At 64.5% G+C, this 14073-nt stretch carries 16 protein-coding genes and 1 tRNA gene; 8 read left to right on the top strand and 9 right to left on the bottom strand.

Annotated elements, in window-relative coordinates:
• Nucleotides 1-221 precede the first annotated feature (221 nt).
• From B0A89_RS10760 to B0A89_RS10730, 7 genes are all read right to left on the bottom strand, one after another.
• The gene (locus tag B0A89_RS10760) at nucleotides 222-1859 is read right to left on the bottom strand and encodes a DEAD/DEAH box helicase (RefSeq protein ID WP_240558522.1); all 1638 of its coding nucleotides are present in this window, start codon (nucleotides 1857-1859) and stop codon (nucleotides 222-224) included.
• A 40-nt stretch (nucleotides 1860-1899) separates the two neighbouring features.
• On the bottom strand, nucleotides 1900-2505 hold the full coding sequence (locus B0A89_RS10755; RefSeq protein ID WP_085378155.1) for a hypothetical protein: 606 nt from the start codon (nucleotides 2503-2505) through the stop codon (nucleotides 1900-1902).
• Nucleotides 2506-2518: 13 nt separating this feature from the next.
• Nucleotides 2519-3409 carry an ATP-binding protein gene (locus B0A89_RS10750; protein WP_085378154.1) on the bottom strand — a complete coding sequence of 297 codons (891 nt, stop codon included), beginning with the start codon at nucleotides 3407-3409 and terminating at the stop codon, nucleotides 2519-2521.
• On the bottom strand, nucleotides 3406-3894 hold the full coding sequence (locus B0A89_RS10745; RefSeq protein ID WP_085378153.1) for a hypothetical protein: 489 nt from the start codon (nucleotides 3892-3894) through the stop codon (nucleotides 3406-3408). The genes B0A89_RS10750 and B0A89_RS10745 overlap by 4 nt, the downstream gene beginning before the upstream one ends.
• Nucleotides 3895-3920: 26 nt before the next feature.
• Nucleotides 3921-4283 (bottom strand): hypothetical protein, encoded by a 363-nt coding sequence (locus B0A89_RS10740; RefSeq protein ID WP_240558520.1) that lies wholly within the window; start codon nucleotides 4281-4283, stop codon nucleotides 3921-3923.
• The gene (locus tag B0A89_RS10735; protein WP_157115320.1) at nucleotides 4283-4495 is read right to left on the bottom strand and encodes a helix-turn-helix transcriptional regulator; all 213 of its coding nucleotides are present in this window, start codon (nucleotides 4493-4495) and stop codon (nucleotides 4283-4285) included. The genes B0A89_RS10740 and B0A89_RS10735 overlap by 1 nt, the downstream gene beginning before the upstream one ends.
• A 206-nt stretch (nucleotides 4496-4701) precedes the next feature.
• Nucleotides 4702-5385, bottom strand: coding sequence for a hypothetical protein (locus B0A89_RS10730; protein ID WP_085378151.1), 684 nt, complete (start codon nucleotides 5383-5385; stop codon nucleotides 4702-4704).
• Nucleotides 5386-5494: 109 nt separating this feature from the next.
• On the opposite strand from B0A89_RS10730, the gene B0A89_RS10725 reads away from it, so the two are divergent.
• The 8 genes from B0A89_RS10725 (at nucleotide 5495) to B0A89_RS10690 (ending at nucleotide 12284) form a co-directional block, all read left to right on the top strand.
• Nucleotides 5495-6172 (top strand): XRE family transcriptional regulator, encoded by a 678-nt coding sequence (locus tag B0A89_RS10725; protein ID WP_085378150.1) that lies wholly within the window; start codon nucleotides 5495-5497, stop codon nucleotides 6170-6172.
• Between the two features lies 1 nt (nucleotide 6173).
• Nucleotides 6174-6905 (top strand): hypothetical protein, encoded by a 732-nt coding sequence (locus B0A89_RS10720; protein WP_085378149.1) that lies wholly within the window; start codon nucleotides 6174-6176, stop codon nucleotides 6903-6905.
• 32 nt (nucleotides 6906-6937) lie between these two features.
• The gene (locus tag B0A89_RS14690; RefSeq protein ID WP_157115319.1) at nucleotides 6938-8179 is read left to right on the top strand and encodes a hypothetical protein; all 1242 of its coding nucleotides are present in this window, start codon (nucleotides 6938-6940) and stop codon (nucleotides 8177-8179) included.
• A 186-nt stretch (nucleotides 8180-8365) separates the two neighbouring features.
• Nucleotides 8366-8584, top strand: a complete 219-nt coding sequence (locus B0A89_RS10710) for a hypothetical protein (RefSeq protein WP_085378147.1) — start codon at nucleotides 8366-8368, stop codon at nucleotides 8582-8584.
• Nucleotides 8581-9081, top strand: a complete 501-nt coding sequence (locus B0A89_RS10705; protein WP_085378146.1) for a DUF2924 domain-containing protein — start codon at nucleotides 8581-8583, stop codon at nucleotides 9079-9081. The genes B0A89_RS10710 and B0A89_RS10705 overlap by 4 nt, the downstream gene beginning before the upstream one ends.
• Nucleotides 9078-10400 (top strand): recombinase family protein, encoded by a 1323-nt coding sequence (locus B0A89_RS10700; RefSeq protein ID WP_085378145.1) that lies wholly within the window; start codon nucleotides 9078-9080, stop codon nucleotides 10398-10400. Before B0A89_RS10705 ends, B0A89_RS10700 begins: the two co-directional genes overlap by 4 nt.
• Entirely contained in the window at nucleotides 10400-10780 is a 381-nt protein-coding gene (locus B0A89_RS10695) for a hypothetical protein (RefSeq protein ID WP_085378144.1), read from the top strand. The genes B0A89_RS10700 and B0A89_RS10695 overlap by 1 nt, the downstream gene beginning before the upstream one ends.
• A gap of 196 nt (nucleotides 10781-10976) precedes the next feature.
• Nucleotides 10977-12284, top strand: coding sequence for a hypothetical protein (locus B0A89_RS10690; protein WP_157115318.1), 1308 nt, complete (start codon nucleotides 10977-10979; stop codon nucleotides 12282-12284).
• A gap of 419 nt (nucleotides 12285-12703) precedes the next feature.
• Here the strand turns inward: B0A89_RS10690 and B0A89_RS10685 are convergent.
• Nucleotides 12704-12793: transfer RNA gene (locus tag B0A89_RS10685), tRNA-Ser, on the bottom strand.
• Between the two features lie 43 nt (nucleotides 12794-12836).
• On the bottom strand, nucleotides 12837-13976 hold the full coding sequence (locus B0A89_RS10680) for an aminotransferase class V-fold PLP-dependent enzyme (protein WP_085378142.1): 1140 nt from the start codon (nucleotides 13974-13976) through the stop codon (nucleotides 12837-12839).
• Between the last annotated feature and the right edge of the window lie 97 nt (nucleotides 13977-14073).

The following is a 14073-nucleotide window of genomic DNA, read 5'->3' as shown; positions in this document are numbered from 1 at the left end:
CAATCCTTTCCGGGCTTTGAGGGTGAAGGCCGCCTGGCAGTCCATGGAGCAGAACCAGCGGTGGGTGCGGTGGGGGCGTGGCCGGTGGGGATCGAACCAGCCGAAGCCGCGGGTGCGCGCGGTGCAGACGGCGCAGAGCACCGGGCGCGGATGCCAGAAGCGATAAAAGCCCGGTCGATCCGGAGCCTCTGCGGGCGGGGATGGGACTTGCGCGACATGGTTCACGCCGCCCTCCGCTCGGGCGCGGCCGACATGACGAGACGCCGGATGTCGCGGCGGTTGAACTGGAAGGTGATCAGCGCCGAGGCGCGGTAGCGGGTCAGCCCGTAGTCCTGACGCAGCGCGGGCGCGAGGTATTGCAGCTGTTTTTCCGTCGGCGCCTGGCTCAGCCAGCGCTTCGACTTGAAGGCGCTCTCGTCGCTCTCGTGGGCGTTCAGCCAGTCGTCGGCGCGCGCGAGGCAGACGGTGCGATCCCCCACGCTGAGAAGGCAGCTCGGCAGCCCCCTGGCTCCGCCCACGGCATGCCAGCGGCCCTCGAGGAAGAACACGCCGCCCCAGGCGTTGAAGCCGCTGGCCATCAGCGCGGCGTCGTCGCCGAAGAGGTCTTCCCAGACGAAGCTCGACCGTTTCAGCAGGTCGAGCTCGGACATCACGACGCTCTCGAGCGGCGATGTCACGGGCCCGCCGGGGAATTCGTAGCCGCAGATCGGGCACTGACGTGACGCGAGCGGGATTTCGGCCTCGCATTCCGGGCATGTCTTGGTCGGGGCCACACCCGGCGCCGGATCGCGGCCGTCGAGATCGACGTCCTGTTCCAGCGTGCCGTGGGTCAGGCTCGATATCCCGAAATCAAGAATGATGCAGTCGGTCTTCACCACGCCGGGATGCTCGACTGGATCGACGGTGCGCAGCCCGCGCCCGACCATCTGGATCATGGTCGATTTGCAGGAACTTGGCCGCAGCAGCACGACACAGGAGGTGGGCGGGTGGTCCCAGCCCTCGGTCAGCACCGCGACATTGACGATGACCTGGATTTCCCCGGACGCATAGGCTTCGAGCACCATCTTCCGCTCAGTGGAGCCCATATCGCCAAGGACGACGGCGGCCGGGTTTCCGGCCTCATTGAAGGCGGTCGCGACGTCGACCGCGTGCGCGACGGTCGAGCAGAAGACCACGGTTTGGCGGTCGCCCGCCTTTTCCTCCCAGTGCCGGATCACTTCCTCGGTGATGGGCGCGCGGTTCATGATCGCCGCCACCGCGCCCATGTCGTAGTCGTCGGTGGTCTTGCGGATGGCGCGCAACTGCTCCTGCACGCCCACGTCGATTACGAAGGTCCGCGGCGGCACGAGATGGCCGGAGGCGATCAGCTCGCCCAGCCGGACCTGGTCGGCGACATTGTCGAAGACCTCGCGCAGGCCCTTCCTGTCGCCCCGGTTCGGCGTCGCCGTGACGCCGAAGACTCGGGCCTCCGGATTGGCATCGCGCACCCGGTCGATTATGCGGCGATAACTCTCGGCCACCGCGTGATGCGCCTCGTCGATCACCAGCAGATCGAGCTTCGGCATCGCCGCGAGATTGGACGCCCGCGACAGCGTCGGCGCCATGGCGAAGGTGACCTGTCCGTGCCAGGACTTGGTCGTGGCATCGACGACCGATGTCTCCGTGTCGGGATTGACCCGGGCGAACTTCGCCCGGTTCTGGCTGGTCAGCTCGTCGCGGCGGACGAGCACGCAAGCCTTAGCGCCGTCCCCGGTCATCCTGCCGGTGACGGCCGAGAGCATGATCGTCTTGCCCGCACCCGTGGGCGCCACCCCCAGTGTGTTGTCGCGAGTCGAGAGCGCAGCGAGGCTGCGCTCCACGAAGAGTTTCTGGCGGGGACGGAGGAGCATCGCGCGCCCTCTACTCAGCCCAGGCCGGACGGCCCGGCACCGGCGATGTCGCGCGCTGCTGGACCGGCGCCTGCTGGGGCGCCGTCTGCGCGGGCGGCTGGTAGCCGTGCTGCGCCGCCAGCCCCATCACCTGCGCGTAGTCGCGATGGTCGGGCGTGACTGCGGCGCGGATCTCGTTCTTTTCCTCGCCCATGGCGTCGGTGCCGACGTCGATCCGGGCGATGAACTCGATCCCGTCGAGATCGGCGAAACCGTTTATGCGCCGCGCCGCCTGCGCCTGTGGGGACTGATCCTTGTCGGAAATCCCGCGCGCCGAGTTCAGCATCCCGCGCACGAGGCTGCGACCCATGTTGGCCCAGTCGGGCCCCTTGGGGCTGTAGAGCCCGATCAGCGTGAAGATCTTGCGCCGGGCGTATTGGCCCTCGGTGACCGTGAACTCGCCGTTGAGGTAGACAGCCCCGGTCGAGCCGCGGGTGGCATAGCCCCCGGTCCAGCCCTGCGACGGGTCGTCGAAGCCGCCGGGGCGGATCGTCAGCCGCACCTTGGCCAGCGTGCCCTTGGGGATGATGTTGGTGTTGGACTGCGCGTCGTTGAAATCGTTCCAGAGACCGGACATGGCTCGGGTCCTTTCAGTTGGTGGGATAGGAATGGGTGTCGGTCGCCGTCGGACCGGGCGGCGGGGGCAGCTGCGGCGGCGAATAGGTCAGCCGCCGTTCCGCAGGGATCAGCGGGCCGCGGATCTTCTCCATCAGCCGGCCGAGATGGGGCTCTTCGACCAGGTCGAGGCGGCCGGAGCGGTCCTTGGCCGGGTAGCCCCACGGGTTCAGCGTCTGGCAGACGAAGGCGCGCTGAGGCCGGTTCATCTCGTCTGGCAGGCTGGCCATGGTGATGACCTGATCGACGATGCCGGGCAGCTCGAGTCCGGTCTTCGAGCCGTCGATCTGCGGGACGAAGACCTTGCGATTGAAGTCGTCGAGCTTCTCGTCGAGGATCCCGACGAACCAGACATTCTTGCCGCGCGTGTGCTGGAGGTGGGTCAGCCAGCCGATCATCTCGCGCCCGTGCAGCCCGTAGGCGCCGCGCACGTCCGGCTTGCCGGTCTTCTCCGAATGCGCCTCCGGCTGCCCGCGGCACCACTGGAAGCAGAGCCGTCCGGCCACGGTGATCGAATCGATGAAGACGGTGTCGTATTTCGCGAGGACGCGCGGATCTCCGAACCGCCCGCACACCTCGTCGAAATGCGCCTGGCTGTAGGGCTGTTCGGGCCGGAGCGCCGGGTTCGGGCCGCCGATGAAAACCGCGAAGTCCCGACACTCCTTCCAGGTGCGCGGCCGAACCACGTCGATGAGCATTCCCTCGATGGCGAGGTCGCCCGCCTCGAGGTCAAAGAACAGCATGGTCGAGGCTTCCAGCGTCCAGAGCAGGCTGGTCTTGCCGATCCCGGAGCGGCCGAAGATCACGCCCTTGACGCCCCGCGTCTCTGCCAGCCGCTGATCGGCGGTGATGATGGGGAGGCTCACGCGTGGTCCTCCTGCGGCAGGATCGCGATCTTCAGCGTGCCGGTCTTCACGGTGCGGGCGGGCTCGAAGCCTTGGCGGATCGCCTCGGGCCATGCGACATAGGCGCGCTCGGGCACCTTGAAGCTGATCTCGACGTATTCGGATGGGTCGTCGCCGGCGGCGCGGATGCGCTCGACCATGGCGGAGAGCTGGGTCTGGTCCCATTCGACACGCTTCGGCAGATCGGCGACCACGGTGAAATCGCCATCGGCAAGGCGGACAGTGCCGGTATCCTTGCCGCAAGCGCGGCGGGCTTCGGCGGCGCGGGCAGCGTAACGGACCTCGAGGGCCGTCGAGAAGCGCGCGGTGACGGCCTTCATCTGCTTCGCGGCAGCGTCGATCTCGTGCTGCATTGCGGCCAGAAGCTCGACCGGAAGCTGGGCGATCTCGCCTGCGGGCAGGTTGATCAACTCGTCGATCCTGGGGGTGTTCTGCGGGAATGGCATGGGGGCCTCCGTGATTGGGGATAGGGTCAGGCGGCCTCGAGGAGGCGCATCGAAAGGGCGGCGCCAGCGGGGCCGGGATTCGGCCGGGCGACGGCGATGTAGGCGAAGTGGTCGGGGCCGAGCCGGGCCTGCACGAGGTGGACGAGCCGCTGCTCGGCGGCGCGAAAGGCGGCGGCCGCGACACCGCGCACGGTGCGCTGGCGCTCGGGCGTGAGGTTCGAGACGGCCCCGGTGGCGTCGACGGCGAGGAACCCGCGGTGATAGACCAGCGCCTCGCCCGGGGCGGCCTGCGCGATCCAGGCGGAAAACCCCACCTCGTCGAGCGCGGGACCGGCGGCGCCGAAGATCGACACGACGCGGCTGCCGTGGATGGCGGAACGGCGTTCCATCATGCCGCCCCCCGCGCGCTGTCGGCGGTATGCGTGAGCTGGTCCTTCTCGAAGGCCAGGATGTCCTCGAGCCGGTAGACCACCCGGCCGCCGAGTTTCATGTAGGCGGGGCCTTCCCCTGCCCATCGCCAGCGCTCGAGCGTGCGGTGCGAGATCGTCCAGCGCCGCGCGAGCTCCTTCTGTGTGAGGCAGGTCTTCTGCTGCATCGTCATCTCCCGGTGTCGTTTGTCGGGAGCACGATGCGAAATCCCGCGAGGGGATGTCGTCAGGATCGGAGTGGGATGCGGAGGGGGATTGTCAGGAGCTTTTCAATCCAAGGGAGAACGGCTCTGTGGGGGATCGCCATCCCCCTCTCATCCCCCGGCGCATCCCACCGCAGGGATCGGGAGGGCGCGCGGATGGGAGGGATGGCGCGAGATCAGAGCCCGAGCAGGCGATAGGCGCCGCGGCCGTCCGACTCGATCAGGAGGCGCCAGTTCTTCTTCGACTTGAAAACGTCGGACATCTTGAGGCTGCGCGAGCCCGCCGCGGCGAGGATCGCCTTGCCGCTCTGCCAGGGCTCGCCGCGTCGCGCCGCCTCGTGCAGCGCACGCACGACCTGCGCCTGGATCGCGCCCAGCCGGAAGTGCTGACCGTTGCGGCGGACATCCTGGTAGTCGGCCGAGGCATGGAAGGCACCAGGCATTGGTCCTGTCGCCGCGCCTGCGAATCCGGTCTCCGCCTCAAACCGATCGCGTTCCTCGCGCCTTAGCAGCACGTCACGCTTGCGCACGGTGATCTGCTCGCGCGCACCCCAGAGACTGGCGTAGTCGGCGCGCGGGGTTCGGAAATGCCCGACCCGCACCTCGCCATGGCGGAACAGCTGGAACACGTCATGGACGTGCAGGTCGAGCAGCCCGTTGAAACATCCCTGCTCCCAGGGGACGGAGAAGCGCTCGCCGTCCTGCGTTTCCTCGTAGTCACCGAACTCCAGAGGGAGATGGAACACCCGGATCGACAGTCGCAGCTGGTCGTTCTCGGCCAGGTAGACGAGGTCCGCCTCGGACATGGACCAGCGCTCGAGGATCTCCGGCAGGGTGAAATACGACTTCTCGATCTCCATCCGGACCCCCGATTCCCATGTGCGATTGTTTAGGTTTTGTTCTAATCGCTTGACGGGTCCGCATCAATCCTGTTTTATCCTATTTCATCCACATACCCTTGGGGAAAACATGACCGAGCAGCATACCCTGGCCGACCGCCTGCGGGCCCGCGCCCAACAGCTCGGTCTGACGCCTGCCCATGTCGCCGAGATGGCCGGCGTGAACCGCTCCTTCGTCTACGACATCCTGCGCGGCCGCTCCGCGCGCCCCGGCATCGACCGGCTGGCCGAGGTCGCCCGCGTGCTGAAGGTGGACCGCGACTGGCTGATCCACGGCATCGGCGAGGTCGAGGGCACGCCCCCCTTCGTGGACAATCCCGACGACGCCTTCGTGGCCATCGCCCACGCCACCCCGCGCCCCGCGATGGGCGGCGGCGCGGTTGTGACCGAGGACGGCGACACGCCCGGCCGTGTTTATCACTTCCGCCAGTCGTGGGTCCGCCACAAGCTTAAGGCCAGCCCGTCGCAGCTGCGCATCATGCATGTGGAGGGCGACAGCATGGCGCCGACGCTCCTGAGCGGAGACGCGGTGCTTGTCGACATGACCCGCCGCGCGCCCAACCCGCCCGGAATCTTCGTGCTGGACGACGGGATGGGGCTGGTGGCCAAGCGGCTCGAGCACATCCCGAACAGCGACCCGCCCGCGGTGCGCGTCATCTCCGACAACAAGCACTACCCCGAGTACGAAAGAACGGCCGACGAGATTCACATCGTCGGCCGCATCCGTTGGTTCGCGCGGGAGATCTGAGGTGATCGCGTTTCGGGAGATCGACGATGCCGATCCGGCGCTTGCGTTCTCGCCGCTGGTGCGCGGCATGGAGAAGACCTTCGCCTGGATCGGCGAGAATGGCGGTATTCCCCTGACGCCGTCCAAGGCCTTCAAGCGGTTATTCGTGCACTGGGCCGCGGCCGCGTTCGACTGGCCCGGCCACACAGAGGCGGACCTCTTCGCCGTCAACAAGGTGCTGAACGAGCCCGACTTCGCCCCGCTGATGGTGCTGCACGACCTGATGATCGCGATGAAGCTTGGCCGACACTACAAGGGCGAGTTCCGCCTGACGAAAACCGGCCAAGCGCTGGTCGATCATCCCGGCCGCATCTTCGGCATGGTCGTCCCGTTCTTCCTGTTCCGGATCAACCACGCCAGCATGTCGCGCTTCGACGACGCGCCGATCCTTGGCAACTGGGACCTGTTCCTGAACGTGCTGAATGTCGAGACTGAGGATGGCGCGACCGGCGCCTACCTCCGCCGCGCGCTCTTCGGCGAGCCCGAGACGGGACCACTCCCGCGCTACGACGAGGTTATGGGACAGCTCTACATCCAGGTGCTGCGCCCGCTCTGCTGGGCGGGAATTCTGCAGCAGGAGCGCGGAAACCCCAGATATCGGTTCGAGGACGCGGTGTTCATGAAGACACCGCTGTGGCGGGCGGCGTTGAGGCTGGACACGGATCGGCTGGTGCGTGGGGCGACGCGGCACTGACTAAGTCGTTTCAGTAGGTTGGAAAATCGACGATGAAGATGTTTGACGATGAAGGTGAGATGCAGGATTGGCTTGAACGCGAGCTTGCCGAGCGAGAAGGCCTCACTGAACTGATAGAAGAGTTTGACTTTAGAACTGCAAGAAACGCCTCTTGGTCATTCAAGAAGGTTCTGGAAAGCTTTGAATACTGCTTTCGATCTCTAAATATGCTGGAAGTGATATCCAGAAATGAGAACATTTCAATTTCGACCAAAGAGATACTCCGACCGGATATTCTGGCTTATGCGCCAGAAACGCAGAGCGTCGTAATCATTGAATTGAAGAATATATCTGGACCGACACGGCAAGCAGGTACTGAACTTTCAGCATACTGCGCCGAGGTGAATAATTACATGCCATTCATATCGGACTCCGACATAGTTAACGTGATAATCTCAGTGGAGTGGCCAACTCTTCTGCGCCGACATGTCATTCAAGACATCCTTTGGCGAGGAAGAAAACTGATCTGCCTTCGTCCGGAATTGGTTGGCACCGACATTCGCCTCAAGGTAGTTACTCCGGATGATTTGGGATGCGCTGAAGTCGATCTGAAGCTTTCTCCACACCATGTTGGCGGTTATCAGCTATGTCTCTACGACTATGAGCTCTACTCACACAATCCCGATCGAGACCGACTGAGTGCCCACTTGCCACAGATGAAATCTGCCTTGTCTGCGATGGCTGCAAAGGGTCATGCTTTGGGGAGTCATGGATTTGCATTCCTATGGCGTGATCTATGGACTGAGAGTCTCGCGCCCTACAACATCACAATGCTTAACGTCGCCTCGTTCAATAGGCTGGATAGATTTCTTCTTGAACTTCAAGAGGGCGAAGATTTGGCAGAAATCTCAAGAAGACTCCTTAGAATGGTCTCCGAGTTCTCGCCTGAGGGGCATGGAAACTCCCTCAATGACATCACCAACGAAGGCGAGCGTTTTCTGCGTGCCTTTTGCACACCCAGGACTGAAGGGTTCTTCACTTGGCCTGCGCTTCGCGACGTTATGGAACGCCGCGCTGATCATGTAGCTTTTGTTGCCTGGGGTATATTTGGTGAGCGTCACCTAGATCTCCTTGATCAAGAGTACAGGGCGGGAAGCAATCCTGATTTCTTCTCCCCTCAGATCGGCATCAAGCTCGTCAACTGGATTGTCGATGAAAGTGTGCCGTACATCGACCTTGCATTCTTTGACTGGGGTGACAATGACACCGACGAGGCGGGTGAAGACGACTTCTGAACCTGAGATGGCGCTTGAGCGGCATGTGCGCTGAAGGCTCTACCCTCTGCGAAGAACTGAGAGCATGCTCGCGCACGATCTCATGCGATCAATTTCGTTCCGCTACGACAACCACTTGTTTTAACTTGAATTCGCTCGCTGCAACCGGCGAACACGGAGCAAGCCACCTCAAGAGGTTCGCTCCCCATGCAAGACGACATCGCCTTCGCGCCGCCGGCCGAGACGCTCACGACTGATGAGCGGCTGGCGGAGCTGGCCGCCATCCTCGCCAGCGCCATCGCGCGCACGAACCCAATGGAAACGAACGAGAATTCTCCGCTCGACGGAGACAGTTCGCTGGACATTCTCGCCCTCAGACGCCGTCGTCGGAGACAGGTGCAAAACCGAGTTGGAGACGACGCATGAAAAAAAATACAAGGAAATCAGCAGCAAAGGCCGCGCTCGCACGCCAGCCAGAGGGGATCGACGTCCTGGCCGAGTTGGCCGCCCTGAAGGCCATGACGGTGCCCGAGCTGCAGGGCAAATGGCGGGTCATGTTCGGCGAGCCCGCGCCGAACGCCAGCCGGGGGAACCTGGAGCTGCGGATCGGCTACCGCATCCAGGAACTGGCCCATGGCGGGATCGAGCCCGCGACGCGGCGCACGCTGGACGCGCTGGCGGCCGAGGTCGCATCCGGCGCGCCGGGTCCGCTGATCGCGGATCCCCGCCGCCCGATCCCCGGCACCAAGTTGGTGCGGGAGTGGCAGGGCGAGGAGCATGTCGTCACCGTCCTGACAGAAGGTTTCGAATGGCAGGGTCTGCGCTTCAAGTCGCTCTCGGCCGCGGTGCGCGCGATCACCGGCAGTCACTGGAACGGGTGGAAGTTCTTCGGGCTGGCGCATGGCGCCGAGGCCCGCCCATGAGCCGCGCCAAGCCAGAACCCGTCCGCCGCCTGCGCTGCGCGATCTACACCCGCAAGTCGAGCGAGGAAGGGCTCGACTTGGAGTTCAACAGCCTCGACGCACAGCGCGAGGCCTGCGAGGCCTACATCGCCTCGCAGCGCGCCGTAGGCTGGGTGGCGCTCCGCGACCGCTACGACGATGGCGGCTTCTCGGGCGGTACGCTAGATCGCCCCGCGCTGGCACAGCTGATCGCCGACATCGAGGCCGGGCTGATCGACGTGGTCGTGGTTTACAAGATCGACCGTCTGAGCCGCGCGCTGATGGATTTCTCGAAGCTGGTCGAGATCTTCGACCGCCACGGCGTCACCTTCGTCTCGGTCACGCAGTCGTTCAACACGACAACGTCGATGGGGCGGCTGACGCTGAACATCCTGCTCAGCTTCGCCCAGTTCGAACGCGAGGTGATCGGCGAGCGCATCCGCGACAAGTTTGCGGCCTCCCGGCGGAAGGGTATGTGGATGGGCGGTCCGGTGCCACTCGGCTATGTGGTCAAGGAGCGCAAGCTGGTGATCGAGCCCGCCGAAGCCGAACAGGTCCGGACGATCTTCCGCCTCTATGCGAGGTCCAGCTCCACGGCGCAGGTGCTGAAGGAATTGCACGCCCGCGGGATCCGTACCAAGCGCGGCGCAGTGTTCGACCGCGGCTACCTGCTGAAATTCCTGCACAACAAGGTCTACCTCGGCCTCGCCGTGCACAAGGACGAGGTCTATCCCGGCGAGCACGCGGCTATCGTCGACCAGAAGCTGTGGGACGAGGCGCATGCCGTGATGGCCAACAACCGCGTCGCCCGGGCGGCGGTGGCACGAACGGCACAACCAGCACTCCTACGCGGGCTGATCTTCACCGAGACTGGCGCCGCCATGACGCCCCACCACACCAAGCGGAAGGGCAAGCGCTACTGCTACTACACCTCGATGGACGTGATCCGGAAACGCCCTGCGGCCGAACTGCGCGGGCCGCAGCGGCTGCCGGGTGCCATGGTCGAGGATGCCGTGATCGGCGAGATCCGCCGCATGTTGCGCACGCCCGAGGTGGCGGCGCGCACGGCGCGGGCGGTGCGGAAGGACCGCCCCGATCTCGATGAGACCACCGTTGTCGCCGCGCTGGCGCAGTTCGACGACCTGTGGAAGGCGCTCATCCCGGCCGAGCAGGCACGCATCGTCCAGCTGCTGGTCGCCCGCATCACGGTGAGCGAGGCCGGCCTCGCCATTGACCTGCGCCACGACGGCCTCGGCGCCATCGCTGCGCTGATGGCCCCGCCGAAGAAGGAGGTCGCCTGATGCCCGCGCCCGAGACCCTTCGCATCCACATCCCGCTAGAAATCCGCCGTCGCGGCGGTCGCCCCCGGATCCTGCCGCCGAAGCATGTCGAGGCCGCCATGGACCGCGAGCAGGATCCCCACCTCCTGCGCGCCATTGGCCGGGCATGGGGCTGGCGGCAGCGGCTGGAACGCGCTGACGTCGCCACGCTCAGCGATCTGGCCGCCGACGAGGGCCTCTCCGATCGCTATGTCAGTCGCATCCTGCGGCTTGCGTGGCTGGCGCCCGAGGTGCTCGAGCGGCTGGTTGTCCACCGCGAGCCCTCGACGATCAGCATCTACGACCTGTGCTTCGTGGCGTCTCTGCCGTGGGACGAGCAACCAGGGCGGGTGTTCGACTAACGGCGAATTGGACTCGCAGTAGCGAGTAGCGTTGCACGCGCACGCCCGTTTCAGCCACCATTCACTTGCCGACGCAGGGTTCCTTTCCCCTGTGCAAAATTACGTTTTACATCTAGCGTCTACTTCGAACAGCTTGAGGCTTCGTTGCTCCGATCTGTCTGCCCGATCGATCACACAAACTCATAGTCAACCCGAGATGACCCGTACCTTCACCAGCGCAACCGACGAAAGCGTGATCGAAATGATCCGCAGCGCGAGCCGTCGGCTTGCAGTAATTGCACCTGGGGTGACGACTCCGGTTGCGAAGGCGCTGGCGGAGCGGATGGCAGACCTTCCTTCTCTGTCGCTGACCGTGGTCTTGGACGCGGACCCGGAGGTCTATCGCATGGGCTACGGCGACACCGAGGCATTGTCGATCATTCGCGACGCCAGCAAGGCATCGATGTTTGACCTGCGCGAACAGCCGGGCGTCCGAATTGGCGTCATCATCTCGGATGAGCGCACGATGGTCTATGCGCCTGTCAGCCGGAATGTTGAAGCGGGTTCAACTTCGGCCGAGCGGCCGAACGCTATCGTGCTCGGCGGTCCCGCAGCCGACGCGCTGGCCGTTGCCTCCGGCAGTACCCCGCCGCCCGAGACGCACAAAACAGATACCGAGACGGAGCGGCAAGGAGGTCAAGAGATCGGGCATGAGGCGCTCGAACCCACCAAGGTCGAGAAGATGGAGGCAGATCTGCGGGCGAACCCTCCGCGCCCCTTCGACCTCACACGTCGGCTGACGGTGTTCATCTCGGAGGTGCAGTTTGTTGAACTGCGCCTTACGAACGCCATACTCAGCTCGCGGAAAATCAGGCTGCTGCCTCATTTTCTGAAGTTTGAGGATGCCGGGCTGCGCCAGGAGATCGAGTCGACGCTGAAAATTCCCGTCGATCTCACCACGAAGCTTGATGTGACCTTCGCTTCTTATCGCGGCCCGGAAAAACTGAAGATCAGCGAGGCCGACCTGAAACGCGAGCGCGATGCCATCGAGCGCACGTTCTTCTACGACTGGAGAGGGCGTGGAAGAATCATCCTTCGCAAGGACAAAGAGCAGTTCAAGCGTGAGCTTAGTCGCCTTCTGGACATGACCGAGGCTTATCAGGCGGCGTTGAAGAACCAATTCGAAACCGAGAAGGGCAAGTTCCGCAGTAGGATGGTCGAGGAGTTTCTGGAATTCTGGAAGCAGTCACCTCCAGACAACCTCAAGAGACGCGGCCTTGTGGACGAAGAATCTTGCAAGCAGGATATCGAGCGTGCCGCTGACCAGATGTTCGAAAAGGCTGTGACGCTGGGCGCGCCCGATGCCAAGGACATCTACAAGGACATATCCATCGAGGACCTCAAGGACGAGGAACTCATGGCAAGCCTACGAAAGCTGATGACGGACGCAGGCGTCGACCGCGACACCATTCAAAAGCTCTTTCAGTCGGGCGACGCCATTGCTGCTGAAGGGACGCTTTTCTGACGAGAGTGGTCTGAACATAGGTGAGCCGGAGCCTTGCTGAGGAGCACGGCCGGCAGCCCATGCGGCAAAGCTCGCCGGAAACCGATCCCCGTCAACCACAGCCACCGCTACGCGCCATTCTGCCAGCGCACCCAGCGGCTGCGCCTCTCGCGTGTTGCGGCTCTGTTCCCCTCGAAGGGAATGGACACGGGGGCCGAAGTTTTGGCGGAGTTGAAACTCAGGGCATTGGAATGACGAGGAAAAATCCGACCGAACCGAATTCGACGAGGTTCGCCCGAACAGAGACGGAGCGCCATTCAGAGCCCGGAACGGGCCTTGCGTGCAGTCTCGGAGGTTCGCATGGGGGAGGCAAAGCCCTTTGAAAACACGACTATTTCCGCACCACGATGGGCGCCTGTCCGTGTTCGCAACAGGGATGATGGCGGAGGCGGTGGGATTCGAACCCACGGTGGAGTTGCCCCCACGTCGGTTTTCAAGACCGGTGCATTAAACCACTCTGCCACGCCTCCGCAGTGGAGTTGCCTAACCCGCGCCGAGGCCGGGTTCAAGCCATCAGGCCAGCCGGTCCAGCACCCCGGAGAGACGCGCCACAGTGCCGTCCACGTCCCTCAGCTTGTCCAGACCGAACAGCCCCAGCCGGAAGGTGCGGAAATCCGGGCCCTCGCCGATCTGCAGCGGAACGCCCGAGGCAATCTGCATTCCGGCCTGCGCGAACTTGCGCCCGCTCTGGATCTCGGGATCGTCGGTATAGCTGACGACGACGCCCGGCGCGGCAAAGCCATCGGCAGCGACCGACCGAAAGCCGCGCCCGGCCAGTTCGGCCCGCACCCTTCGGCCCAGCTCCCACTGCGCCGTCTTGGCCGCCTCAAAGCCCATCTCGCGCGTCTCGACCATGGCATCGCGCAGCACCAGCAGCGCATCAGTCGGCAGGGTGGCGTGATAGGCATGCCCGCCATCCTCATACGCCTTCATGATCGCCCGCCATTTCTTCAGGTCAAGCGCGAAGCTGTCCGATGCAGTCGCCTCGAGCCGTTCCAGCCCGCGATCCGAGAACATCACCATCCCGGCCGCCGGCGGCGCGCTCCACCCCTTCTGCGGGGCCGAGATCAGCACGTCCACGCCCGTCTCGCCCATGTCCACCCAGACCGCCCCCGAGGCGATGCAGTCAAGCACCAGCAGCGCGCCCACCTCATGGGCGGCATCCGCCAGCGCGCGGATATAATCATCGGGCAGGATCAGCCCGGCCGAGGTTTCGACATGGGGGGCAAAGACGATGGCGGGCCGCGCCGCGCGAATCTCGGCGACCACATCCGCGATCGGCGGGGGCGCATAGGCAGGCTGGGCCTGGTTGCCGGCGGGGCGGGCCATCTCGACCCCGGCCTCTCCGTCGAACTGGGCCGTGTCGCGGATCTGGGTCCAGCGAAAGCTGAACCAGCCGTTGCGGACGATCAGGGCGTCGGCGTCGCGGGCGAACTGGCGGGCGACCGCCTCCATTGCAAAGGTGCCGCCGCCGGGGACGATCGCCATCGCCCTTGCGCCATAGACCTCGCAGGCGATGTGCGAGATGTCGCGCATCACGCCCTGGAACGTCTGCGACATGTGGTTGAGGCTGCGGTCGGTGAAGACGACCGAGAACTCCATCAGGCCGTCCGGGTCCACCAGGCTGTGTCCGTCAGGGCGCAATCCTTGCATCGACTTTTTCCTTTCTGCCGATCTTGCCTATCCTTAGCCGTCCCGGCCGCTTATCGCCAGCAGGACCGTTGCCCCGATCGCCGCGCCCGCGGCGGTT

The sequence above is a fragment of the Paracoccus contaminans genome (assembly GCF_002105555.1).
Classification (GTDB): Bacteria; Pseudomonadota; Alphaproteobacteria; order Rhodobacterales; family Rhodobacteraceae; genus Paracoccus; species Paracoccus contaminans.
The sequence above is the reverse complement of the archived record's forward strand: the minus strand, read 5'-3'. Positions and strand labels throughout refer to the sequence as shown.